Source organism: Fundicoccus sp. Sow4_H7, assembly GCF_052115865.1.
In the GTDB taxonomy this organism is placed as follows: domain Bacteria; phylum Bacillota; class Bacilli; order Lactobacillales; family Aerococcaceae; genus Fundicoccus_A.
The window spans coordinates 1-25,081 of sequence record NZ_JBQKME010000003.1 but is presented as its reverse complement, the minus strand read 5'-3'; the positions used below and the strand labels follow the sequence as shown (position 1 = coordinate 25,081).

At 33.9% G+C, this 25,081-nt stretch carries 26 protein-coding genes; 3 read left to right on the top strand and 23 right to left on the bottom strand.

Features of this window, described 5'->3' with window-relative positions; genetic code table 11:
* Nucleotides 1-4: 4 nt before the first annotated feature.
* From glyQ to ACTQ54_RS04205, 7 genes are all read right to left on the bottom strand, one after another.
* Complete coding sequence (gene glyQ, locus ACTQ54_RS04235; RefSeq protein WP_441754914.1) at nucleotides 5-898, bottom strand: glycine--tRNA ligase subunit alpha; 894 nt, start codon at nucleotides 896-898, stop codon at nucleotides 5-7.
* A 273-nt stretch (nucleotides 899-1,171) separates the two neighbouring features.
* A complete protein-coding gene (locus tag ACTQ54_RS04230; protein WP_441754913.1) occupies nucleotides 1,172-2,167 on the bottom strand; it encodes a YdcF family protein in 996 nt (331 codons plus the stop codon).
* Between the two features lie 124 nt (nucleotides 2,168-2,291).
* The gene (ald, locus tag ACTQ54_RS04225; protein ID WP_441754912.1) at nucleotides 2,292-3,404 is read right to left on the bottom strand and encodes an alanine dehydrogenase; all 1,113 of its coding nucleotides are present in this window, start codon (nucleotides 3,402-3,404) and stop codon (nucleotides 2,292-2,294) included.
* A 261-nt stretch (nucleotides 3,405-3,665) separates the two neighbouring features.
* Nucleotides 3,666-3,977, bottom strand: coding sequence for a thioredoxin (gene trxA / locus ACTQ54_RS04220; RefSeq protein WP_441754911.1), 312 nt, complete (start codon nucleotides 3,975-3,977; stop codon nucleotides 3,666-3,668).
* Nucleotides 3,978-4,054: 77 nt separating this feature from the next.
* Nucleotides 4,055-6,412 (bottom strand): endonuclease MutS2, encoded by a 2,358-nt coding sequence (locus ACTQ54_RS04215; protein WP_441754910.1) that lies wholly within the window; start codon nucleotides 6,410-6,412, stop codon nucleotides 4,055-4,057.
* Between the two features lie 69 nt (nucleotides 6,413-6,481).
* Nucleotides 6,482-7,039: a CvpA family protein gene (locus ACTQ54_RS04210; protein ID WP_441754909.1), complete on the bottom strand. Its 558-nt coding sequence runs from the start codon at nucleotides 7,037-7,039 to the stop codon at nucleotides 6,482-6,484.
* Nucleotides 7,040-7,071: 32 nt separating this feature from the next.
* A complete protein-coding gene (locus ACTQ54_RS04205; protein ID WP_441754908.1) occupies nucleotides 7,072-7,452 on the bottom strand; it encodes a cell division protein ZapA in 381 nt (126 codons plus the stop codon).
* A 147-nt stretch (nucleotides 7,453-7,599) separates the two neighbouring features.
* Here ACTQ54_RS04205 and rnhC point away from each other — a divergent pair, with 147 nt between their 5' ends.
* Nucleotides 7,600-8,544, top strand: coding sequence for a ribonuclease HIII (rnhC, locus tag ACTQ54_RS04200; protein ID WP_441754907.1), 945 nt, complete (start codon nucleotides 7,600-7,602; stop codon nucleotides 8,542-8,544).
* Between the two features lie 5 nt (nucleotides 8,545-8,549).
* Here the strand turns inward: rnhC and ACTQ54_RS04195 are convergent, their stop codons facing one another.
* The 9 genes from ACTQ54_RS04195 to truB form a co-directional block, all read right to left on the bottom strand.
* Nucleotides 8,550-9,746, bottom strand: a complete 1,197-nt coding sequence (locus ACTQ54_RS04195) for a hypothetical protein (protein WP_441754906.1) — start codon at nucleotides 9,744-9,746, stop codon at nucleotides 8,550-8,552.
* A gap of 12 nt (nucleotides 9,747-9,758) precedes the next feature.
* A complete protein-coding gene (locus tag ACTQ54_RS04190; protein WP_441754905.1) occupies nucleotides 9,759-10,568 on the bottom strand; it encodes a hypothetical protein in 810 nt (269 codons plus the stop codon).
* Nucleotides 10,561-11,250, bottom strand: a complete 690-nt coding sequence (locus ACTQ54_RS04185) for an ATP-binding cassette domain-containing protein (RefSeq protein WP_441754904.1) — start codon at nucleotides 11,248-11,250, stop codon at nucleotides 10,561-10,563. Before ACTQ54_RS04185 ends, ACTQ54_RS04190 begins: the two co-directional genes overlap by 8 nt.
* The gene (locus ACTQ54_RS04180) at nucleotides 11,243-11,623 is read right to left on the bottom strand and encodes a GntR family transcriptional regulator (RefSeq protein ID WP_441754903.1); all 381 of its coding nucleotides are present in this window, start codon (nucleotides 11,621-11,623) and stop codon (nucleotides 11,243-11,245) included. Before ACTQ54_RS04180 ends, ACTQ54_RS04185 begins: the two co-directional genes overlap by 8 nt.
* 176 nt (nucleotides 11,624-11,799) lie before the next feature.
* Nucleotides 11,800-13,191 (bottom strand): polysaccharide deacetylase family protein, encoded by a 1,392-nt coding sequence (locus ACTQ54_RS04175; RefSeq protein ID WP_441754902.1) that lies wholly within the window; start codon nucleotides 13,189-13,191, stop codon nucleotides 11,800-11,802.
* A gap of 56 nt (nucleotides 13,192-13,247) precedes the next feature.
* Nucleotides 13,248-14,111: a YitT family protein gene (locus ACTQ54_RS04170; protein ID WP_441754901.1), complete on the bottom strand. Its 864-nt coding sequence runs from the start codon at nucleotides 14,109-14,111 to the stop codon at nucleotides 13,248-13,250.
* A 2-nt stretch (nucleotides 14,112-14,113) separates the two neighbouring features.
* On the bottom strand, nucleotides 14,114-15,283 hold the full coding sequence (gene hemW, locus ACTQ54_RS04165) for a radical SAM family heme chaperone HemW (RefSeq protein ID WP_441754900.1): 1,170 nt from the start codon (nucleotides 15,281-15,283) through the stop codon (nucleotides 14,114-14,116).
* A 6-nt stretch (nucleotides 15,284-15,289) separates the two neighbouring features.
* Nucleotides 15,290-16,237 carry a riboflavin biosynthesis protein RibF gene (ribF, locus tag ACTQ54_RS04160; protein WP_441754899.1) on the bottom strand — a complete coding sequence of 316 codons (948 nt, stop codon included), beginning with the start codon at nucleotides 16,235-16,237 and terminating at the stop codon, nucleotides 15,290-15,292.
* Nucleotides 16,238-16,250: 13 nt separating this feature from the next.
* On the bottom strand, nucleotides 16,251-17,210 hold the full coding sequence (gene truB, locus ACTQ54_RS04155; protein WP_441754898.1) for a tRNA pseudouridine(55) synthase TruB: 960 nt from the start codon (nucleotides 17,208-17,210) through the stop codon (nucleotides 16,251-16,253).
* A 152-nt stretch (nucleotides 17,211-17,362) separates the two neighbouring features.
* On the opposite strand from truB, the gene ACTQ54_RS04150 reads away from it, so the two are divergent.
* Nucleotides 17,363-18,040: a hypothetical protein gene (locus tag ACTQ54_RS04150; RefSeq protein ID WP_441754897.1), complete on the top strand. Its 678-nt coding sequence runs from the start codon at nucleotides 17,363-17,365 to the stop codon at nucleotides 18,038-18,040.
* A 22-nt stretch (nucleotides 18,041-18,062) separates the two neighbouring features.
* Here the strand turns inward: ACTQ54_RS04150 and ACTQ54_RS04145 are convergent, their stop codons facing one another.
* The 7 genes from ACTQ54_RS04145 to rimP all read right to left on the bottom strand — a co-directional run bounded on the left by ACTQ54_RS04145 (nucleotide 18,063) and on the right by rimP (nucleotide 23,828).
* Nucleotides 18,063-18,509 (bottom strand): GNAT family N-acetyltransferase, encoded by a 447-nt coding sequence (locus ACTQ54_RS04145; protein ID WP_441754896.1) that lies wholly within the window; start codon nucleotides 18,507-18,509, stop codon nucleotides 18,063-18,065.
* A gap of 80 nt (nucleotides 18,510-18,589) precedes the next feature.
* The gene (gene rbfA, locus ACTQ54_RS04140) at nucleotides 18,590-18,970 is read right to left on the bottom strand and encodes a 30S ribosome-binding factor RbfA (protein WP_441754895.1); all 381 of its coding nucleotides are present in this window, start codon (nucleotides 18,968-18,970) and stop codon (nucleotides 18,590-18,592) included.
* Between the two features lie 26 nt (nucleotides 18,971-18,996).
* The gene (gene infB / locus ACTQ54_RS04135) at nucleotides 18,997-21,240 is read right to left on the bottom strand and encodes a translation initiation factor IF-2 (protein ID WP_441754894.1); all 2,244 of its coding nucleotides are present in this window, start codon (nucleotides 21,238-21,240) and stop codon (nucleotides 18,997-18,999) included.
* 58 nt (nucleotides 21,241-21,298) lie between these two features.
* On the bottom strand, nucleotides 21,299-21,604 hold the full coding sequence (locus ACTQ54_RS04130; protein ID WP_441754893.1) for a L7Ae/L30e/S12e/Gadd45 family ribosomal protein: 306 nt from the start codon (nucleotides 21,602-21,604) through the stop codon (nucleotides 21,299-21,301).
* Nucleotides 21,601-21,897 carry an RNase P modulator RnpM gene (rnpM, locus tag ACTQ54_RS04125; RefSeq protein ID WP_441754892.1) on the bottom strand — a complete coding sequence of 99 codons (297 nt, stop codon included), beginning with the start codon at nucleotides 21,895-21,897 and terminating at the stop codon, nucleotides 21,601-21,603. The genes ACTQ54_RS04130 and rnpM overlap by 4 nt, the downstream gene beginning before the upstream one ends.
* A gap of 24 nt (nucleotides 21,898-21,921) precedes the next feature.
* A complete protein-coding gene (gene nusA, locus ACTQ54_RS04120; protein ID WP_441754891.1) occupies nucleotides 21,922-23,331 on the bottom strand; it encodes a transcription termination factor NusA in 1,410 nt (469 codons plus the stop codon).
* A 20-nt stretch (nucleotides 23,332-23,351) separates the two neighbouring features.
* A complete protein-coding gene (gene rimP, locus ACTQ54_RS04115; RefSeq protein WP_441754890.1) occupies nucleotides 23,352-23,828 on the bottom strand; it encodes a ribosome maturation factor RimP in 477 nt (158 codons plus the stop codon).
* Between the two features lie 355 nt (nucleotides 23,829-24,183).
* On the opposite strand from rimP, the gene ACTQ54_RS04110 reads away from it, so the two are divergent.
* On the top strand, nucleotides 24,184-24,948 hold the full coding sequence (locus ACTQ54_RS04110) for a superoxide dismutase family protein (RefSeq protein ID WP_441754889.1): 765 nt from the start codon (nucleotides 24,184-24,186) through the stop codon (nucleotides 24,946-24,948).
* Nucleotides 24,949-25,081 lie beyond the last annotated feature (133 nt).

Here is a 25,081-nt window from a genome sequence, read left to right as displayed (position 1 = left end):
TATCCTACTTCCCTTCATTAGCTTTTTTAAGTAATGGAAAACCTAGTTCTTCTCTTTCTGCTACAAAAGCTTTGGCAACTGAACGTGCTAAATTTCGTATACGACCTAAATAGCCTGCTCGATCAGAAACCGAAATCATACCTCGGGCATCCAGTAAATTAAAGCTATGGCTACATTTTAAAATATAATCATAAGCAGGATGAACCAATCCCAGATCAATTAAACGTTTGGCTTCAGCTTCATAGTGATTAAATTGGTCAAACAACATGTCACTATTACTCTCTTCAAAGGCATAGATAGAATGCTCTCTTTCAGGTTGAAGGAAAATTTCGCCGTATTTAACCCCTTCGACCCATTCTAAATCATACACATTATCGACATCAAGCAAATACATGGCTAGTCGTTCAATGCCATACGTTAATTCACTCGTTACTGGATGACATTTCAAACCACCAACTTGTTGGAAGTAAGTAAATTGAGTAATCTCCATTCCATCAATCCAAACTTCCCAACCTAAACCAGCACAACCTAATGAAGGATTTTCCCAATTATCCTCAACAAAACGAATATCATGTTGCAATGGATCAATGCCTAATGCTACAAGACTTTCCAAATAAAGTTCTTGAATATTTAAGGGAGATGGCTTCATCACCACTTGTAATTGATGGTGTTGGAACAAGCGATTAGGATTTTGACCATAGCGACCATCCGAAGGACGTCTCGAAGGTTCAACATACACAGCATTCCAAGGTTCAGGTCCAATAGCACGCAAAAATGTATAAGGACTCATCGTCCCAGCACCTTTTTCCACATCATAACTTTGTAATACTAAACAACCTTGGTTTGCCCAAAATTGTTGTAATATAAGAATCATCGATTGTAAGGTTGGTTTATTCATAAATAGTCTCCTTCAAATAGATTTTTTTACAATATAAAAGCCCCTATGATTAGAAAAAGCCTCTAATCATAGGGACGATTTAATCGCGGTTCCACCCTATTTCCAGTAACACTGGCACTCTATCTATATTAATCTGTTAAATCCAATGCCAAATAAATATCTCTAGCTTTCACCATTCTAGAGTCGCTTTTTTCTTAATCTTGTACGCTATATATTACTTCTTTAGGCCGTAAAAGTCAATTAGATGATGGATTTTTTAACATAAAATTAGCTTTAAATGAAATCTTGATAGCTAAAGTGTTGCGAAACTCGTAAGACAGTGGTATAGGACATTTTTTGTTCGTTTTCTGGAATTTCTCTATACCGTTCTTCAATAGGTGCAAAAGCAGAGATATTTATTTGATTAAGTAATAGTTTTGGATGGGCTTTTAGGCTCATCCATGCACGTGGCAAGTGTTCCGCTGAACTGATAGCGGCAATTGATTTCAGGTGATGATTTAAAATGAATGGAGCAGATTCTAAGGCATTGCCAACGGTATCTTTTGCATTCGGTTCAATTATAATACGGTTAGGCATTATATTTCTTGCCATTAGCCATTTTGACATGGTTTCAGCTTCGTTATATTGGTTTGCAACTGCTCCACCTGAAACAATTATTTTAGCATTGGGATGGTCGTTAGCTAATCTCAAAGTTGCTTCAAGACGTGCCTCTAAGGTTTCAGAAATACTTCCATCAGATTCAATCTCTTTACCAAATAACAGCATTCCATCGAGAGGTTCTTGTTTTTGCCCTAAACGCCACAGTTTGTTGTTTGCCTTAAAGCGATCAATAAAGCTAATCAATTGTGTTAATCGGTTAGCGGCATTGGGGAAGTATTTATTAAGTTGCACATATCGTTCAATATAATAATTAGGTGAATTGAGAATATGAGCATAAATAGTAGTTAGAAATAATGCTTGGAGATCTGAAGGTTTTTCAGCTAATATTTGATCCCACAGTTCCCATGCAGCTTGATATTGATCACTTGTCCCATAGATTTCTGCTTTAAGTCTAATGGCTTTCGTTTTATACATAGGATAATAATCGATTAAATAATCAAGTTGCCTGATGGCCGTTTTTAAATTCCAGCTGTTTGCTTGTTTTAAGATAGGTTGTAATGCTGGTTCGTTTTCAAAACTCTGACCAATTTTCGGTGATAGACGTTTAGGATCGTTGGGACCATTGAAATCCTTAAATAAAGGGATTGTATTAATATCTAATAATTTCATATGAACTCCTTTGGGATGGGATATAATTCGTTACAAAATAAAAAAACGAAATGCTAATGATATCAGTGTAAGCTTAGTAACTTTGATCATTATCATTTCGTTTTTTGTTATAGCCTACCTTTAATTATTTAATTAAATCTTCGATATTAGTATATTCTAAATCAAATGATTCGGCTACACCCTTATTCGTTAATTTATTTTGGTAGGTATTAATCCCTGTCATAATCGTAGGATTCGCTTTTGCTGCTTCAACTAGACCTTGGTTGGCTACTTTTACTGCATAAGGTAAGGTTACATTGGTTAAAGCAAAGGTTGATGTACGTGGTACAGCTCCAGGTATATTTGCAACCGAATAATGAAGCACATCATGTTTTACATAAAATGGATCTTTATGTGTTGTAGCATGGTCTACAGTTTCAAAATTACCACCTTGGTCAACAGCGATATCAATAATCACTGAGCCAGGCTCCATTGATTTAATCATTTCTTCGGTTACTAAAGTTGGTGCTTTTGCTCCGGGAATCAATACAGAACCAATAACGATATCTGCATCTTCTACTTGAGTAGCGATATTTTCTGAGTTAGACATAATTGTTTCAACTTGGTTTCCAAAAATATCAGCTAGTTCAGCTAATCTTGCTGGGTTTAAGTCCATGATGGTAACTTGAGCACCTAGTCCAACGGCGATTTTAGCAGCATTAATCCCAACAACACCACCACCGATAATAACTACTTTACCTAAAGGGACTCCAGGGACAGCTCCTAGTAAGATACCTTTACCGCCATATTGTTTTTCAAGTAATTGTGAACCGACTTGAACAGCATAACGTCCAGCTACTTCACTCATTGGTGTTAGTAATGGTAGTTTGCCATCGAGAACCATCGTCTCGTAAGCTAAGCCAATTGTTCCTGTTTCAAGTAATTTTTTGGTTAATTTTTCATCGTTGGCTAAATGTAAGTAGGTAAAAATAATGAGGTCTTTACGGAAGTATTTATATTCTTCTTCCATTGGCTCTTTAACTTTAAAAATCATGTCGACATCCCATACTTTGGCAACATCAGTTTCAATAATTGCACCCATTTCAACGTAGTCTTCATCTGTAAAACCAGATCCTATACCGGCACCTGATTCAATATAGACTTCATGTCCATTTTCAGTTAATAATGAAACACCTGCTGGTGCTATTGCTACACGATTTTCAAATGCTTTCAGTTCTGTTGGTATTCCTATTTTCATATAATCACTCCATGATTTTCGATTTAATTTCTTATGAGTCAACATTAATTTTTAATGTATTTTGATATATAAATTAATGTGAACTAATAGTCTACCTTTTTCATACTAACATAAAATTGAGGACTTATTAAGTAAAACAGGTTAAAAAAGTGATATTTCTTTTCTAAAACGATTACAATTTTTGTATCAAAGGAGAACTGAAATGAAAACCAAAAATCCGATATTTTCTATTTTGTATAGAAAATATCGGATTAAATTTAATTAGATATATTGTTGTAAAACAGTGTTTAAACGGTTTTTATCATGGAAACCTACTAGTTTGTCTACAACTTGTCCATCTTTTTTAATTAATAGAGTTGGAATAGACATAATTCCAAATGATTGGGCTGTTTTTGGTTCATCATCCACATTCATTTTGTAAAATTCAACTTGTCCATCTAATTCAGTTGCTAATTCTTCTACAACTGGAGATTGCATGCGACAAGGACCACACCAAGGTGCCCAAAAGTCAACAAGTGTAACTCCTTTAGCTGTACTTTGTTCAAATTGTGCATCGGTAATATCTTTAACCATATTATCTTCCTCCTTTTATAATTCCATAATACATATTATCATATTCTTTTGAATGTTGCGAATAGATTGCTTGATATTTATTTAAAATAGACAATCGTTGAGCCGTCGCCTCCAGCATTAGGTGGAGAATATTCAAATCGATCAACTTGCGGGTGACGTTTCAGTGCTTGTTGCACGCCACTTCGCAAAGCTCCTGTCCCCTTACCGTGAATGATGGTTACCATTGGGTGATTCGACAATAACGCTGAGTCTAAGTATTGGCTTAAGCGATTAAGTCCTTCTTCAACTCTTTCGCCTCGAATATCTAAAGTGGTTTGAACTTTGCTGCCCGCCTTACGTTGAACATTAACTTTTGTTTTAGGCGCTACAGCTTCGATTGGATTTAAATCTTTAGCATCAATTTTCATTTTTAGGATACCTAATTGAACAAGATAGGTATCTTTATCCACTTTTTCAATAATGCTTCCCCGCTGCCCATATGAAAGCACCTCGACTTCTTGGCCAACTTTTAATTCATTTTGTTTCTTCGCTCGTTTCAGAACTTTGTTTTTCTTTAGTTTTTCTGCTTGTTTTAACTGACTCAATTGTGATTTTTTATTAATTAAAACATGTTCTTTAATAGTAGTATCATTACCTTGCTGTAATTGCAGCTCACGTATTTCACGAATAAGTTTTTCTGCTTTTTCTTCGGCTTCTGTAATTTTTTCATTGGCTTGTCTTATGGCATTGGCTTCGATGGTTTCTTTACGACTCATCCAGCGCTGATACTCTGTACGTAGATCATCTAGTAGTTTCTCTGCTTCATCAAGTTCACGCTGCGTCTGTTCTGCATTTAGTTCACTTTGACGTCTTTCACGCTCTAGATTTGCTACCATTTCATTAATGGATTGATTATCTTGTGAAATACCTGAGCGGGCACTTTCTAAAATATCATCTCTTAATCCCAAGCGTTTTGAAATTTCTAAAGCATTACTTCGTCCTGGAACACCTATTAATAGTCGATAAGTTGGTGATAAGGTGATAGAGTCAAACTCCATGCTGGCGTTAATTGTATTAGGCGCATCATGTGCATATACTTTAAGCTCTGGGTAATGCGTTGTTGCCATTACCGTTGCGCCAATTTTACGTGCATATTCTAAAATTGCCATAGCTAATGAAGCCCCTTCTTGAGGATCTGTTCCTGAACCTAATTCATCAAATAGTAATAAAGACTGATAAGTCGCTTCATCAATAATGCTGACAATATTGGTCATGTGACTGGAGAAGGTACTTAGATTTTGTTCAATGGATTGCTCATCACCTATATCGGCGAACACTTGATCGAAAACGCCTAATTGACTTCCCTCTTCACACGGTATATGAAGACCACTTTGCCCCATCATTTGAATAATTCCCAATGTTTTTAAAAGAATCGTCTTACCACCCGTATTAGGTCCTGTAATAATTAAAGCTTGATATTGATCACCAATTAAAATATCGTTAGCAACGATTTTATCTGGATCAATTAAAGGGTGACGCGCTTGCCACATGGCAATTTGTTGTTCTGTGGAAAATTTGGGTTTGATAGCATTAATTGATTTGGCATACATGGCTTTTGATTGGATAAAATCTAATTCAGCGATAACTGTTTGGTTTAGTGCAATATGTGCTTGAAAAGGTGCTAACTGCATTGAAATGTCATTTAAGATTACTTCTATTTCTCTTTGTTCTTCGACTTGCAGTTCACTTCGTTTATTATTTAATTGGGCAATCGATTGTGGTTCAATATAAAGTGTTTGACCTGTACTACTTTGATCATGAACTGTTCCTCCAAAGCGATGACGGTATTCTGCTTTAACGGGTAAAACGTATCGACCATTACGCATCGTGATTAAACTATCAGACAATTCGTTGGCTTTATTTTTTAACAATTGATTCAATTGGGTTCGCACCTGATTTTCAGTATTACTTTGATTACGTCTGATTTGTGCTAGTTTTGTAGAAGCAGACGATAAAACACTACCGTCTTCGGCAATCGACACCTGAATCAACTTTTCGATATCTGGTAAAACAACAACTTGATCTGACCATTCACTTAAATTTGGGAAAAATTTATCTTCAGCAGCTAAGTCTTCAAAAAAATCGCCAATTTGTCGAGCGGTACTTAAAACTTTTCCTACTTGGCTTATTTCCAAGCCGTTTAGACTCGCACCAATTTTCAAGCGTCTAAGTGAATTGTTTAAAGAATCTAAGCGGGGAATTGGAATATTTTTCGATTGCTTAATGATGCTATATGCTTCTTCAGTTTCGTTTTGTAGCCGACTAATCACATTTAAATCTGTCAAAATTTCTAATTGATTAATCTTTTCATTTGCTAATTCCGTTTGTGTAAATTCCATGATTGCTTTTTGTATCTTGTGGAATTCTAAAGTTTGGTATATTTTTTCAGGATTCATTCAACGATCCATCCTTTCATAAATCCATCCTTCAAGGCAAGAACAAACGCCATCACCGTTTTGATGGCGTTAGTTTGATTGTAATGGGTTAACATTTAACCATGTTTCTGTTGCTAAATCTGATAAAACAGGAGTATTGGCTACGATTTGGTAAGCAACCGGATTATCCACAAATTGTTGTTGGATAAATTCAATGGGTATCAAGGAAGCAATAAACAAGAAAATGAAGATACCAACATAAGCTACAAACACATTTATCAAGCCACCAATGACACGATTCACTGTTTTAAAAACATCATAATAAATTGCTCGGGTAAATAAAATGGACAACACCTTAGTCGCAATCCACCCTACAATTATAATTAGCACAAAAGATATTGATCGATAGAAAGCTTGATCTAAAAAGAAACTCTGCGCCTCACTATAAAATACAAATTCACTATTTTGCTGAATCGCGGGAAATGGAATAATCATTTCAACAAATTCAGAAATAGGTTCATAGTATTGGGTTGCTAAAATAATTGTTAAAGTATATCCTATCAATTGGATGGCTTGCATAATTAATCCACGACGATAACCCGTATAAAAATTAAAGGCAAGAAATAAAAAAATAACTATTGTTAACATGAACAAACTCCTTTACCAAATAGACCGCCCCATTACCTATTATTGTTTGGATGATTGCTTGTTGGAATATTTGGTCTTTGATTTTTTGTATTTTGTTGTGAAACTTCACTTTGTTTTGGGCGAACATTATGTTGCTTAACTGGAGCTTGTCTAACTTGATTACTTTTTAAAGACTTCAGTTCTTGCTCTAATTCCATAATGCGTGCTTCCTTCACTAATTGATCTGAAATAGCATTAATCGCCATCAAGATACTACGATCAGCATAGTTTAGGTTCGAATCCATCTCACCTAACTGGTCTAATTGTTGATTAACGATATCAACCACAGTGTTTAAATGGTCGGCACTGCGATTGCCTACAATTGTATATTGTTTCCCAGCAATTTCAGCTTTGAAACGACGTTTTTCTTCCATGTTCATTCTCCTTGTATTAGAAAAATACTTTTTTATCTACTATATAATAACAAATAATAGTAATAAATTCATCCAATAGCTTATTTTACTAGCTTTATTCACACATACTTCTTATAAAATTAAAAGAAAGATAGAAAGGACAAACATATGTCATCAATTACCCTAATAAAGACAGCTCAAGAAATCGCTCAAATGCAGACTTATTATCAAGCCTATTTAGTTAATGCCGTTCCTTACAGTCAGTTTAGAGCAAAAATTAATAATGTCACAATAACAGCTTATACAAGTGGAAAAGTATTATTTCAAGGTAATAATGCAATCGATGAAGCTCAAAAATGGCAAAAAGACACAATGACAGCTACAAAAAAGACAAGTAAAACAGTTTCCAATAATGAAAATGAATTGATTCAATCATTACAACAAGCAACGATTATTGGAAGTGATGAAGTTGGAAATGGAAGTTATTTTGGTTCTTTAACCGTTTGTGCTGTCTATTTGCCTGTTGAACAACATGCTTTAGTCAAAGAACTCGGTGCTAGAGATTCAAAACTCTTATCTGATAAACAAATTACAAGTATTGCCAATGATTTGAAGCATACTGTCAAATATCATCTAACCAACTGTAACCCTATCCGTTACAATAAGATGAATCAAACAATGAATGCAAATCAAATCAAAGCCGTCTTACATAATGAAACTTTACAAGCTTTAATTGAGCAATTAAGTGACGAAGAAAAACATAAGATGGACAGTGTCTTAATCGACCAATTTGCTCCTGCAAAAAATTATCATCAATATTTAAAAAATGAACCTCACCCTTACAAAGGCAATATTCATTTTATTAAAAAAGCGGAAAGTCATCATTTAGCTGTAGCTTGTGCTTCCATTATTGCCCGTGCAGCCTTTGTCGAGTCCCTAACCTACTTAGGCAAAATTTATAATCAAAAACTCCCTAGTGGAGCTGGACGGAATGTAGACCTCGTTGCAGCAGAATTAATTAATGAATACGGCGAGAAAGCACTATTCAAAACAGCTAAACTTCATTTTGCCAATACTAATAAAGCAAAAGCCCTTGCCAATTCTAATAAATAACGTTGCTATTTACTTAGCAGAATTGCATCGTCTACATAAAGCTCAAGAATCTCAAAATCAGCATGATTGGTAGATATTTCAACTTGACTGACAATTTCTCTAGTTTTTGGCTGATAAACAGTCAATTGTTTGTCTCCTGCTTGTAAATCTGTTACGAGTAGGAGATATTTATTTTTAACGATTAGTTGTTCAATGTCTGATGAAAAGCTTTCAATAGCTATAAATTGCTCGCTTTCGGTCTGATACTCATATAATTCGTAATGAAACGAGTCATCTAATACGACCGTAAATATTTTATCTTCGATAGCAAATAGATTTTCTTTGGCTTGTTGCAGGTTTTGACCAAATGAAGTTAAAGTAATATTTGTCGTTTCGAGTGTTTCGGGATCAATTAAAATAATTTTATCTTCTACCCCATTATAAGCTTCTTGGACATTAAAATGTCGATTATCGTAGGCATCAGAACGGTAATCAATCGTTGCTTGTGTTTCTAATAAGACAAATGATTCCGGCTGATAGTTTTTAAATTGAAAATCATGATAACTTAATAACTGATAATTTTCATTTACGGGAATGGTTAATGAAGTCTCATTGACTATTTCAGCTGATTTTGTCGATAAAGTTACCATATAGTACTTATCTTCTTCTTGAGTAAAATTTAGTTTCGTAAACAGGAGACTGACATTATCTCCGTGGCGGGAAAATTGTTTAAAAGACAAGGCATTATCTCCCTTATAGTCTAATTTACCTGAAAAACTTTGCTTTTTAATGTGGTTAACAAAACCAAATTCATAACCTGTGCTTTTCAAAGTTGGCAGCCAGAATGAAAAATCATCCTCAATTATAATTGGACGAAAATCTTTAATAAAACTTGGCCGGTTGTAAATAGAAAATAAAGATAGAACTTCTTCTGTATCATTAGTATCAGTTAAAATAGATTGCTTATTTAAAACATGATTTCCAATTGTATAACTAAAAGGATAGTTAGTTGGTTGACGAATCATATCACCGTTTTTACTTATGATTTGTGTTTTACCGTAATCATCTAGCGAACCAGTTAATGTTAAACCTTTTACTATTTGTTCGTCGCCTTCAGTCTGTGTCACTACAATTTTGGGATGAACAAATTGTTTTGTTATAACAAACCAAGCCAGAGCAATTATACTCATTATCAATAAAAGATAGGTTCTTTTTTTATTCATGCCTTTATCCTCCTACACCATTACTTTGTGATTTAACAAAAACCATGTTAATGCGAAATTTAGGATGATGATTAAAGCTAGCATAATAATGACCAAAAAGACAAATTCAGAAAAGATAAGTGGTAAAAAGACGTATAATCCAAAGGATATAATAAATAATCCTATATCAATCAAACTGATGCCAGCTATATAAACAATTACTTTTTGCCAACTAATGCGTCTGTATGAAATAAAAATGGTCATCATGAGATAAAACCATGATAAAACACACAGTAAAGCGATAAAAATCAAGAAAAAGTAATTTAAATTAATTGGCAGAACAAAATTTTGTAATATATCAAATTGTAAGACATAGGAAATCGGCTCTTGTTTGAATATAGTTTGGCTTAAGACATGGCCTAATATAAAGTCTGTTCCGTATACCATCAGTATTTGGATAAAGAGTAAACTTAAATACATTAAAATTAAATGACTTAACTTCGCTAACAATAAGTTAAAACGCGAAGTCGGTAGTGTTAGAAGCCGGTTTACGAATTGGCCTTTAAAAAGCCATTCCCTAAGCCAACTATAACCAGCGTAGACAAAGAAAAAAAGATATACTAATAGCCATAAATAGGGATACCATAATATTGAAAAAATAGATGAAATTGTGTATTGAGGCGCTTCAAAACCTTCTACAAATTGTTGAGATTCTACTATTAATGAACGTGCAGTGAAAAATACACAGACTATTTGAATAGCAATAAAAAACAAAACAAGTAAACGATAAAATGTTTTTCCACGTTCAACTTCAAAATATAATAATTGTAGATATTTATTCATGGTAGACCTCCAGAATATAGTCATTAATCGATTTACCTTCAATTTCTCGAACAGACTCCGTATCAAACGAACGAACGATTTTACCATCATGAATGATCAATGCTTCATCGACCAGTAAATCAATTGAATTTATCTCATGGGTTGATAGTAAAACCCCTTTATCAATAAATAATTCTGTTGTAAACAGTTGAACAATACTATCTCGTGCAATAAAATCAATTCCTGAAAAAGGTTCATCCATCAAATAGTAATCCGCATCTACGGATAAACCAGCAAGTAAATTAGCTTTAGCTTGGTTTCCTTTTGAAAGATTTGCTAGTTGACTTGTTAAGTCTAGTTTTAATGTTTCATTTATTTGCTTAAGCCGTTCATCTGAATAATTAGGATAAAAAGCTTTCATAAAATTCAGCAAATCATTCAATGTTTGTTTGCCTGTATAAGGTAAATTATCAGGTATTAAAACCATTCTCTGATAGTCTTCATGTTTAACAGGTCTTGTATCAATGAAAAAATTACCTGTTTTTCTCGGCATAAGTTGCATAATCGCCTGTATTAAACTTGTTTTCCCTGACCCACTCACACCAGCTAGCAATACCGTCTTATTATCTGCGATTGAAAAATTGATATCCTTTAAAATTGGCTTTTTATTGATGACAACACTTAGGTTTTTCACTTCAAACATGGTCATCCTCCTTCATATACTGATCTAAAACTTTCTTAATTTGGCCTAATAATTGGGCTTTTGTTAAGTTTAAAGGTTTCAATGTTTCATACATAGTCTCAATCGCCGTATGAATAAAATCTTGGCGAATATCATCTAAAATCGCTTGATTTTCTGTGACTGTACTTTGAATGTTGCTCTTTGTTTCTATAATGCCCTCTTCTTCTAATACTTTAAAGGCTCTTTGTACCGTGTTCGGATTAATCTTAAACTGGGCAGCCACACTCCGTCTTGAAGGCAGTGCTGCTCCTTTTAAATACTTACCGCTTGCAATAGACTGTTTAAAATAAACAACTAATTGTTCATAGATGGGGATGTGTTTATCAAATTCCATAAGATCCTCCTCGAGTGTATTAAACACTTAATACACTTGGGTGTCAATTAGAAGACTTATATAAATTTGTAATAGCTGAAGTGATACCAAAATTTATGTATATTAAAAACCATCATAAACACTTTATGTTCAGTGATTATGGTGGTCTAATTTAAAACGAAATATATAATATTTTTTTACAGATGACTGTATTCAAAATAATAAGGATGATTGACTCCTGTTTCTAATGGTGTTACAAAAGTGTATCCCAGTTCAATCAACTGTGGAATCAATGTTTTTAAGGCGTCTGGTGTAGCTTGATGAGTATCATGCATTAAGATAATTGCTTGCGGTGTTAACTGTGCCATCGTTGTTTGATGAATCAAATCGGCATTATGAGATTCCCAGTCAAGCGTATCAATGGTCCATAAAATAGATTCCAACTCTTCAAATAAACTCAAAATATGTGGTCCGCCACTCCCAAATGGAAAACGAAACAATGTAGGCGTTATGCCTGTAGCAGCTTGAATGGATTCTTGGGTCCAAGCTATTTGTTCGATAACTTGCTGGTCATTTAAATCGGCTAAATCAAAATGATTATATGTATGATTGCCAATAATATGTCCTCGTTCAACGATTTCTCTTGCAACATGCGGATATTCATCAACATAGGCACCCATAACAAAAAACGTTCCAACAATATCATAATAATCTAAAATATCTAAAACTTGTAGAGTATATTCTTCATTCGGACCGTCATCAAAAGTTAGCGCCACTCTTTTTGACAGTTGATTTAGTGGTGTATCAATAAATGATTGAGATAATATTTCACTTTTTCCAATAAATGTTAAATCTTCATGATTTAATTCTTGCATCGGATCATTCCAATCAATAATAATTTGACTTAAGTTATTGCAGTATGCTTCTAACTCTTGATAGCTTTCACTCAAATCTGCTGATGTTTCTAACATTTTTAATTCATTCTCAAGCTTATGTATCGCTTCAACTGCTGACAATAGTTCTTTTTTGGTTGAAGGTTGACTAGGTAATTGCTCAACCATATTTTTTAAGGCATCTAATTTGGATCCAATTTCATATGCCTGATCAAAAAGTAATAACAAATGTTCTTCAATATCAACTACTGTTTCATTTAAATTTTCACTAAATTGTTCTTTTGATTGATTGATTTTATCCAAATCAACATCGCGGCTAACTTTTAATCCCATTTCATTACTTTCAAATAGTTCACTTGGATGGGAAACATCATACACTTCAATCAATTCTTGCATGGCTTTAAATTGATTTTGAGCCGTTGCAAGTTGAGAATCTAAAAGCACACCATTAGATCCACCTACTTTATTAACTAAATCATTGGCCAAATCAAGTTCTGCTTGAGTAATATTAGGATCAATTTCTTTGAATTCTTTATCCAAATAAATATTTTGCACTGATGCTTGTGCCGAACGCAAATTTCCCATACTTGAGGTAAATTGATTAATAAGAACAACAGATAAAATAAGGAGTATGACAACTTCTACTGCTATAACAACTTTCCGGTTTAAATTATTTTTTTTATTTGAATTCTTCAATTTCTCCATCCTTTATTCATTAATTCAAACGTTTAAAACATACATGCTAATAGCTTTTAATTTCCATTGGGCTCTTCATCCAAGTAAAAAGTAAAGCCTTCACCTAAAACCTGTTGAACATCAGAAATAACCACAAAGGCATTTGTATCAATTTCGTGTATAATTCTTTGAATTGGCATTAGTTGTTGACGGTTTACCACAATATAAAGTATTTGTTTCTCTGTACTTGAATAATAACCATGTCCATTAATAACCGTAATGCCACGATTAACCTCAGTCATGACACGACTAGCGATTTCTTCATGATAATTTGAAATAACCAAGATCGATTTCTTCGGATTAAATCCTTCTAAGATAAAGTTTAGGACTTGATTGGTCATAAATATAGTAATGTAAGTCATAATGCCACTTTCAAGTCCAATGACATATAAACTAAACGACACGATAACAATATCACAAATAGCTAAACCAGTTGCTATTCTTACACCAAGGTATTTATTTAAAAGCATGGCAATAATATCTGTCCCCGCCGTTGTCCCTCTTCCTAAAACAACCAGACCTATTCCTAAACCAGTTAATACACCTGCAATAATCGGTGGTACTAAACTATTTTCGGGTATAAAAGGACCGAACATTGGGTAGTTTAAAAAGAATGATAATGATACAACCGATAATAAGGTATAGATAACAAGTTCTTTAGATAAATATCGCCATCCAATGGCTAGTAAAAAACCATTGACAACAATAACCGTTAAAGATGGATTAATATTGAAAACATATAATAATAAAACAGAAATTCCCGTTACACCACCATCACCTAGATTATTTGGGATAACAATGGAATTGATGGAGATGGACATGATAAATGTTCCTATTAAAACTAAAGCAATTGAAATCAAAGTACTTTTATTTAATTTCATATTTAACTCCTTTCAGAACTCAACCAACCGATTAAATCTCTAAAAACCGTATCGGCTAAAAACAAACCTCGATTGGTTAAATAAACTCGATCGCCATCAATATTTAGCAATCTTCTTTGTTGTTGTAGTTCAAAAAACGTCCCGAATAATTCAATTGCCGACGCATTAAATTTATTTGAAAAACCACTTAAAGAAAAACCTTTATTGGTCCTTAGAGTTAGGAATAGGTATTCTTCCATTTGCTCTGTGTGATTTAAAACAGTTTCATTTATGATTGGTTTTTCATTATTTTCAGTTTTATTTAAATAATGATGGACAGGTCCATGATTATAATAACGCGTATTTTGATGAAAACCATGAGCCCCAGCACCAAAACCATAATAAGGCTTATACTGCCAATATTTAATATTATGTCGTGACTGATAGCCATCTTTTGCAAAATTACTTACTTCATATTGATGAATTTGGTTTTCTTCCAGTCGTCTAATCGCCAGTTCAAACATATCTGCATCCACATCTTCTGAAGGTAAAGGTAATTTACCTTCACGCATCAATTGTTGAAAGACAGTTTGATTTTCAATGATTAAGGAATACAAAGAATAATGTGGCAGATCAAGTTCTAACGCTTTGGTCAGACTGTCATCAAAATCAGCGAGTGATTGATTCGGTAAGCGAAAAATAAGGTCAATACTAATGTTTGAAAATCCTACTTGGCGCAACCAATCAATGGATTGATAAATATGTTTATGGCGATGGTTTCGCCCAATTTTTCGTAGTAAATCATCATTAAATGTTTGTACACCCATTGAAATTCTATTGACGGATGCATCATACAATAATGCACATTTTTCAATACTTAATTCACCAGGATTAATTTCAAAAGTAAATTCAGTTCGTTCATCAATTGGAAGATGTTGGTGAATACTACCAAATAAACTATCCAACTCTTCCATAGAAAGGCAGGAAGGCGTACCTCCACCAATATAAATGGTATCCAATGGTCTACTTTTTTCAATGGCATATAATTCCATTTCTCGATTTAAGCCATTAAGATAACGGTCAACAGGTTGACCGTCATAAAAATATTTATTAAAGGCACAATAGTGACAAATTTTTTTACAAAAAGGTATATGAATATAAACAGCATCAACAAATTGGGTTTGAACTTGCATGTTATTCTAGCCTCCTTGAATATTAAAATAAGCTTTGGTATCAATTAAATCTTGATCCAATTGTGCAATAAGCCCCTCTACTCCATCAAACTTTAATTCTGGTCTTAAATAATGATGCCATTTAATTTTAACAGACTCACCATAGATGGTTTGATTAAAATCTAAAATGTAAACTTCACATGTCATTTTTCGATTTGCTTCAAAGGTAATATTATAACCAATTGAAGCCATTCCTATATACCAAAGTCCATGGATTTCAATTTCAACAGCATAAACTCCTACAGCAGGTATAAGTTCTAACTCATTAGTTAAGATATTTGCAGTTGGATAGCCTAAAAGTCGGCCTCTTTTATCACCATGAATAACAACACCTGATGTTTGATAAATATAGCCTAATTCTTCATTAGCAATATCCATCTTTCCTTCTTCTATAAGTGTTTTAATAGAAGATGATCCAATTTTTTTTTGGTGTAAAATAAGTTCTGGTACTTCTATTATTTCAAATCGCCCTTTGGCATGCTCAGGTAGTGTCTGCATGTTAGCTATATCTCGTTTCCCATAAGTGTAGTCAAAACCAGCTACAACCACTTCAACATTTAAAGCGACTAAATAATTATCAACAAATGCTTGAGGTGATTGTGATCCGAAATCAAAAGTATAATCAATCATATACATAATATCTAAGCCCATTTGTTCAAATAATTCTTCTTTACGTGGATTCGCAGACAAATAGAACATTTCTTTTGGATTCATTTTTTGATAAACAATTTTAGGATGTTGACTAAAGGTCATGACAGCCGCTTTTATACCACGTAAACGTGCTTCATTAACCGCCATTTCAATGACACGCTGATGGCCTAGGTGAACCCCATCAAAGTACCCCAGTGCAATCACAATCGGCTCTTGAATGATTTTTGAAATATCGTATGGATGTCGTAAATATATTTTTTGCATATGTTCGCTCTTTCTATTCATTAATATTGGAAATGAACATTCGATATGGTTTGATTAAATGTTCTTTACTAGGATGTACTTGATATAAAGCAATTGCTTTATCACGATAACATAACACTGTCATCTCGTGAAGTGGATTTCCAGCTTCAAAATAATCATCAGCTAAAACTTTGCCATGTTTGACATCAGCATAGGCTACATCACTCAATATAATCCTAGGAAAACCCGATAATACCTCTTCAATAGGGAAAATGACTGACTCAACCCGATTATTATTGACGGCTTCTTGTAGCTCTTCTATCGTAATGCTTTGGTCTGAATTAAATCCACCTGTAGCCATACGCGTTAACTCTGACATATGAGCTGGATAGCCTAATTTTTCTCCTAGATCAACAGCTAACGTTCGCACATACGTTCCTTTTCCACAACTCACTTGAAACTTCCAGCATTGAGTTTGCTTCTTTTCATCGTAATCAATGTCAGCAATGCGCTCAAAGCTATTAATATATACTTGCCGTTCTGGTCTTTCAACCGTCTGATTCTCGCGAGCATATTCGTATAATCGCTTCCCATTAACTTTTACGGCTGAATAATAAGGTGGAACTTGCGTAATCCAACCTTTAAAAGTTTTCATAGCTTCATCAATCACCGTAGGATTGATCATGGTTGTAACTGCTTTTGTGGCAACAATTTCACCATATCGATCTTCAGTCTCAGTTGCATAGCCTAAAGTCACTTCACCTACGTAAGTTTTTTCACCATCCATTAACAATTCTACAAGTTTTGTTGCTTCCCCTAAACACACTAATAAGACACCTTCGACTTGAGGATCGAGTGTTCCCGTATGGCCTATCCGTTTTTGTTTTAAAATTTTTCTTAATTTAAAAACCACATCATGGCTAGTCATATTTTTTTCTTTCCATATAGGTATTACACCATTTAACAAACTCAACGCCTCTTTCATTAAAAACATTATATCTCATTATAACAGATGAAAAACGCCTTATACAAAATCCTTTCGATATTTTTCAAATAAATATCTACAATACTACATTACAACATTAAGTTTATGTTATAATTTGCATTAAGTATTTTGTTAGAATATTTTGAAGGAGTCTACATTAAATGTATGAACAATGGATAGCAATGGAACAATTTTATTATCAAGATATGTGGATTGCAGTCATCATTGCAGTGATAGCGGCAGTTCTCTTGGTCTCAACAATATTTCATTTTGGTAGAACAATTGGCAAAGTGATTGTTGGTTTATCAGCCTTAATTATTATGATTAGTGGTTTTTGGACTTATTCAAATTATCAAGTACATGCTGAAACAATTGATAAATTGCAATATGTTAACCCTCTTACTCGTTCTTATACAAGAAATGCTTTCAGCGATCCACTTCCCTATTCTGTTTCAGAAAAACAATTTTATCGTCTTGGTTATCTTCCAAATTCCTTCGAAAATCTTGGATTATATAATTCAGAAACAATTTTGGATGAAATTGAATATTTGGGAAAGTATGGAAATTACTATTATTTCGAAGTTAATGGTAAATCTTATTATACATCCATTAAAAATGTAGAATTTACACAAGATGATAAGACTTACCGCGAAGGTGTCCATTATAAACTGAGTAATCATCAAATGGCAGATTTAGGCTTTGCAGAAGAATCACGTATTTTTTATGTCAGATATCTTGTCCCAAAAAGCTTAGAAGACAAAGAATTGTCACAAGAAGAAGCTCGTACAGCCTTGTATCAAGGTAGTGAAGATGTTGTTGGCAATTGGATAATGCCATAAAAAAACACATAGCAACTAATGACTATGTGTGAGTTGATTTATTTAACTTTTTGTAGAGGAAATACTTAATCATTCCATGAGTTGGATAATCTGGAATTTGACCAGCTAATTGATAATCTAATTTTTGATAAAAACCTAAAGCCTGATAATTTAAAGTTGATAAAGATATGGTATGAACATCCATTTCCTTAACATATTTCTCCAATTCCACCATCAATAAAGAACCAAAATTTTGTTCTCGATAGCCATCTGCTACCGCCAAAGCATTCACGTGGATCGTATCAAACTGTCTGGTAAAAGCAACACCACCTAAAAAAACATCTGCTTCCCATAATTCAACTGCCATCTGTTGGGAAGTTAAGTCTTCCTTGTTAAAATGAGGAAATTTTTCAAGGGTATGTGCATCAATTAGAGCATCAATACGTTCTAAACTATCCTTTGCTGATTGAGTTTTACGAATTTCAACCATTATATAACTCCTTAAATTATTATTTTAAAAAATCCCGAATTTTTAGTCGTATTGCTATAACTAAAAATTCGGGATGTTTTTTATTCTTCGTCTAACATTTCATCTTCATCATCAGATGATTGTTTAATTTGATTCAATAATGAATCGATATGCGCACCATAATCAAATGAACGATCGCGTTCAAATTTTATTTCAGGAGTTTTATACAAAGTCAGACGTTTGCCTAACTCACTTCTAACTTTCCCTGTAACAGCATTAAAGCCGGCTTCAATTTTTTGGCGTGCTCCAGCCTTATCATCAAGTGAACTATAAAAAATAGTAGCTTGTTGTAAATCTCCTGTTAATTCAACATCAGTAATTGTAATACCTTCAATACGAGGATCTTTTACATCACGCATGAGAATATTATTTACTTCTCGAAGAATTTCTTGTCTAACTCGACCAACGCGATATTTAGCCATAAGAATGCTCCTTTAAATAATTATTCTTAACGTTTAACTTCGACCATGTGGAAAGCTTCAATAATGTCATCAACAGCGATATCATTATAATTTTCAATCATAATCCCACACTCAAAGCCTTTTCTTACTTCACGTGCATCATCTTTGAATCGTTTTAAGCTGGCAATTTCACCTTCATAACGTACGATATTATCGCGGATAACACGTACTTTACTATTTCTTGCAATATAGCCATCTAAAACATACGAACCTGCAATGGTTCCTACTTTAGAAACAGTATAAGTCTCTCTAACCACAACTTGACCTTGAATCTCTTCTACAAATTCTGGATCTAACATACCCTTCATCGCTGTTTCAATCTCATCAATAGCATCATAAATAACTCTGTATTGACGAATATCAATTTCTTCTTCAGACGCTTGAGTTCTAGCTTGTGGTGTAGGACGAACGTTAAATCCGATGACGATTGCTCCAGAAGCTGCAGCTAATGTAATATCACTTTCATTAATAGCACCAACTGCTTGATGAATGATATTAACACGAACACCTGACACTTCGATTTTTTGCAAACTAGCAGATAAAGCTTCAACAGATCCTTGAACATCCCCTTTGATAATCACATTGACTGATTTAAGTTCACCTTCACTTAAACTTTCAAATAAATTATCTAAAGTTATTTTCTTCGTAGAATCTCTTTGTTGTAATTGCGCACGCTGTGCTCTTTCAATACCGGCTAAACGAGCTGATTTTTCATCTTCGAATACAGCAAATAAATCACCAGCTTGAGGCGCATCATTCAATCCTGTAATTTCTACAGGGGTTGCAGGTCCTGCAGAACGAATACGTCTACCGCTATCATTTAGCATCGTTCTAACTTTACCATAGCTATTTCCAACAACAATAGGGTCTCCAATACGTAGTGTACCTTGCTGAACCAATAGTGTAGCAGTTGCCCCTTGAGCTTTATCTAAACGGGCTTCAATTACTGATCCTACTGCTAAACGATTTGAATTAGCCGTTAACTCTTCCACTTCTGCAACTAACAAGACCATTTCTAGTAATTCGTCAATATTTTGATTGAATTTCGCAGAAATTTGAACAAAAATGGTATCTCCGCCCCAAGCTTCTGGAATTAAACCATGCTCAGATAGTTCTTGCATAACACGGTCAGGGTTGGCTTCAGGTAAGTCGACTTTATTAATCGCAACAATTATTGGTACATTAGCTGCTTTGGCATGATTGATTGCCTCAACCGTTTGTGGCATTACTCCATCATTAGCAGCGACAACAATAATAGTAATGTCGGTAACGTCCGCTCCACGTGCACGCATTGTTGTAAATGCCTCGTGTCCTGGTGTATCTAAAAATGTTATTGGCTTGCCATCAATCTCAACTTGATAAGCACCAATATGTTGTGTAATACCCCCTGCTTCACCTTCTGTTACACGTGTATTTCGTAACTGGTCTAGCAATGTTGTTTTACCATGGTCAACGTGTCCCATAATTGTAACGACTGGTGGGCGTGATGTTAATAACTCTTCATCTTCATTTTCTCCGAAATAAATTTCTAAGTCCGCTTTATCTACAACCACTTTTTCTTCCGGCTCAACTCCATACTCTAAGGCAATTAGTTCGATGACTTCCTTAGATAAGGCTTGATTTTGATTAGCCATAATACCTGACATCAGAAGTTTTTTAATTATTTCAGAAGCATCTCGGTGGAAAACTTTAGAAATCTCCTGAATGTTCATACCTTCTGTATAAACTAATTTCTCAGGTAAATCTTTATGTTTTCTTGCAGTAATTCCTTTTGAAGCAACTTGTTTTTTGTTGTTGCCTCTATTGCGATTATTTCTCCCGCGACGTCGACTAGAACGATTTTGACGTTCTTGGTTATTTGATTGATTCTCTACAGCATTATTTTTTTGAGCATTTACTGCTTTTTTAGGTTTATTTGTTGTTGTATTCGTTTCGTTTTCATCCTCTGTTACATTATTTTTTGAACGATTTTGTATTTGTTTTTTATGTGAATCTTTATTAGAATCAGATTTTTTTCTTGATTGTTTTGAATCTGATTCATTCTCAACACTATCGTCTGAAGCAACGACTTGTCGCTTACTTAATAATTGATTTAATTGATTTTGTTGTTCATCTGTCATAGACGACATGTGACTATTAAAGTTAATGCCATTTTTAGAAGCAAAATTTAAAATTGCTTTGCTGCTCATATTATGGTTTTTTGCAAATTCATATACACGAATAGCTGTCATAATATCACCTTTCTTTATACCTAGAGAAAAATAGGTTCATTTTAATGTATGGTGATGATCATTCTATAATATATTCATGAAATTTATTAGCCATCCCTTGGTTACTGATAGCACAAATGGAACGTGACTTACCAATTGCTTGACTGATTTCCATTCGACTAAAAGAAGTATTTAAGCTAACTTGATGCTTTTGACAAAGTTCATGATACCTTTCAAGTGTGGATGTACTTGCATCATTTGCACAAATGACCAAGTAGACTTTTTTTTGCTTGATAGCCTTCGTAACTAATTCATCACCAGAAATTAAGTTCCGAGCTCTAGTAGCAAGTCCTAATAAATTCAATTGTTTTTGTCTATTGCTCATAGTAGTTCTTTGCGCGCTTTCTGGTGCACAATGTAGTTATACAATTCGTCATAAAATTCATCTGATACTTTCATTTCAAATGCCTTGTCGAATGTCCGTTTGTTTTTTGCTTCTTTAGCTAACTCAGGTTCGAGTCCGATATAAGCACCACGGCCATTTTGTCTGCCTGTAGGATCAATAAAGATTTCATTTTCTTTATTTTTAACGATTCTAACAAGTTCCTTTTTAGGGAACATTTGTTGTGACACAACACATTTGCGCATTGGAACTTTACGTGTTTGCTTTGTTTTCATTCGTTGACCTCCTACTTTTAAATATTAGACTTCTTCATCTTCTAGAAAATCTTCATATTCTACTTCTTCCACAAGTTCATCATAATCTTGTTCGCGATCGATTTCAACTGATTCAATCGCATCTTCAACTGCTTCAGGTGTATATTCTTGTTCGTTGATTTCTTGCTCGATACGCAAATCTTCAACATCACCTGTGTGATAAAAATCATCTGAATCATTAGCTAATGAATAATCGACATCAGCATATAAATCTTCAGACTTTACATCAAAATCAGCTGCTACTGTCTCTTCATCAAGATTAACAACTTCATCTGTTACGGCTAAATCTTCTAATTCTTCATTCTGTATAGCATCTACTTCAATCTGTTCAATTTCAGCCGCTTCTTGTTCAGCAACATAATCGGCATAAGATGATACTGATTTAATATCGATTTTATACGATGTTAAACGAGCTGCTAAACGTGCATTTTGTCCTTTTTTACCAATTGCTAAAGATAATTGGTGGTCAGGGACAACAACAATACAAGAATGGTTGGCTTCATCAAAAATAATTTGTTCAACATCAGCAGGACTCATTGCATTTTTGATAAATTCAACAGGATCCTCGCTCCATTCGATAATATCCATATTCTCACCATTTAACTCACGTACAATGGATTGAACACGTTGGCCACCAGGTCCAATACAAGTTCCCACTGGATCAACGTTTTTATCACGTGAACGCACTGCAACTTTAGAACGGTCTCCCGCTTCACGTGCAATATTGACAATTTCTACGATACCTTCGTAAATTTCCGGAACTTCTTGCTCAAAGAGTCGTCTTAAAAACTCAGGTTGTGAACGGGTAACAATGACTTGAGCACCTTTACTGGTTTTATCAACTTTACTTACATATACCTTAATACGATCATCCATTTTATATTTTTCAGTAGGGATTTGTTCACTTACGGGCATTACAGCCTCAACTCTTCCCAAGTTTACATATAGAAAACGGTGATCTTGTCGCTCTACAATTCCTGTTAAAATTTCATCTTGATATTGGTTATATTCTTCATAAATGATTTCTCTTTCAGCTTCACGAATGCGTTGCATAATAACGTGTTTAGCTGTTTGCGTAGCTATACGTCCAAAATCTTTTGGAGTTACTTCAAATTTAATCTTATCCCCTATTTCATAGTAAGGGCTAATTTTTAAAGCATCTTCTAAACAAATTTCTAACATACTGTCGTAATTTGTCTCAACAACTTCCCGAACAGAATAAACTTTAATTTCTCCATTTTCTTTATTGAAATTTACTTCTACATTTTGTGCTTGGTTATAGTTTCTTTTATAAGCTAACTCCAAAGCATCTTCTAGAGCACTTTTAATAACTTCTCTTGAAATACCTTTTTCTTCTTCAAGTACTTGCATGGCTTTTACAAGTTCTGTACTCATTTTATCACCTCAAATGTTAATTAAAACTTGATTGCTAATCTCGCTTTAGAGACTGCTGTTTTAGGAATTTCCAATTGCTTAATAGCCGACTTTATTCTTGTTTCAATTATATAATTGTCGTCATGCACTTCAATAAGTGTTCCTTCATGACTTTTTTCTCCATATTGCGGAACATAGTAATCAAAATGTACATATTCACCAATGACATCAATAATTGCTTGTTCATTTTTCAATGGACGCTCAGCTCCAGGAGAAGAAACTTCTAAATAATAGGCAGCAGGAAAAGGATCAGGTTGAATAGCATCCAATTGACTACTTACTGCTTCACTTATTAATGCACAATCGTCTAAATCAATCCCGCCATCTTCTTTATCTGCAAATATTCTTAAAAACCAAGAAGGACCTTCCTTCACATATTCTATGTCCACTAGATAGCAATCAAACTGTTCAACAATTGGTTCAATGATTGGACGAACTTTTTCTACTATAGAACTCATTATTCACCTCTTTATAGATTTTCACCTTAGTTTGCTACTACATTTAGTTATAAAGCATGAAAAAAAGCGAGCGTTGCCGCTCACTGCCCTCACCAATATACTGTTTATATTTTAACATGAATATCCAACTTAAGCAAATCAGATTGCTTTTACAGCCGTTAAATAGCTATATTACTTTGAGTAGTTTTTAAAATAATGCAATCAACATATCAGTTGCTCTTAAATATAATAAATATCTTTATAATTTATTAAGAAAATATAATTTAATTTAACTAATAATTTACAATCGTTTTGCAAGACTTCTCAAATTTATTATGCTAAGGTATAGTTATAAAACTAAAGGAGTGAATGTTTTATGTCATTAAAAAAATTATTATCAATTGCAAGTGCAGGTCTACTACTGGGTAGTTTTATTCCCTACTCTTCAGCAATTTTAGCCCAAGATGAAGATGCTAGCGAAGAATCTACTAGCCAAGAAGTATCAAGTGAAGAAGTGACAAGTGAAGAAACATCCAATGAGGAATCAACTCCTGAAGAAGAAGAATATGCTTTTGAAGTAGTTGTTGATGTGATTAATAATGAAGAAGAAGTAATGGGAACAGCAACATTTAGAGAAGATAAAGATGGTAAAGTTACTTTAGAATTAAAATTAGAAGGATTAGAAGCAGGTGAATATGGTATGCATATTCATGAAGTTGGTTTAGCGACTGCACCAACATTTGAAGATGCTGGCTCTCACTTTAATCCAACCGATGTTGAACATGGAAATGAAAGTGAAACAGGTCCACATGCTGGTGATCTACCTAATCTAGTAGTTGGTGAAGATGGAAAAGTTGAGGAAACCATTGAAATTCCAGACGTTACATTAGATCCTGAAGGTGAAAATACACTAAACAATACAGACGGAACGACTTTGATTGTTCATACCGAAGCTGACGATTATGAAACACAACCTACTGGAGATGCTGGTGATAGAATGCTTGCAGCCGTTATCTTTGCGCCGTTAGAAGATAGTGAATTTTATGTAGATGATTCAAGTGAAAGCACTCAAGTATCTACAGACGAAGAAAGTTCAGTAGAAGAATCTACAGAAGAATCATCTGAAGAATCTGCAGAATAGATATTTATTAAATAAAAATACTGGTTCTCCAATTTTTGATGTTGGTGAGTAAATCTCACTGACATCTTTTTTATTGTTTAAAATGAAAAAGCCAGTGAATTCTACTATAATTAAGTTACCAGACAAAACTATA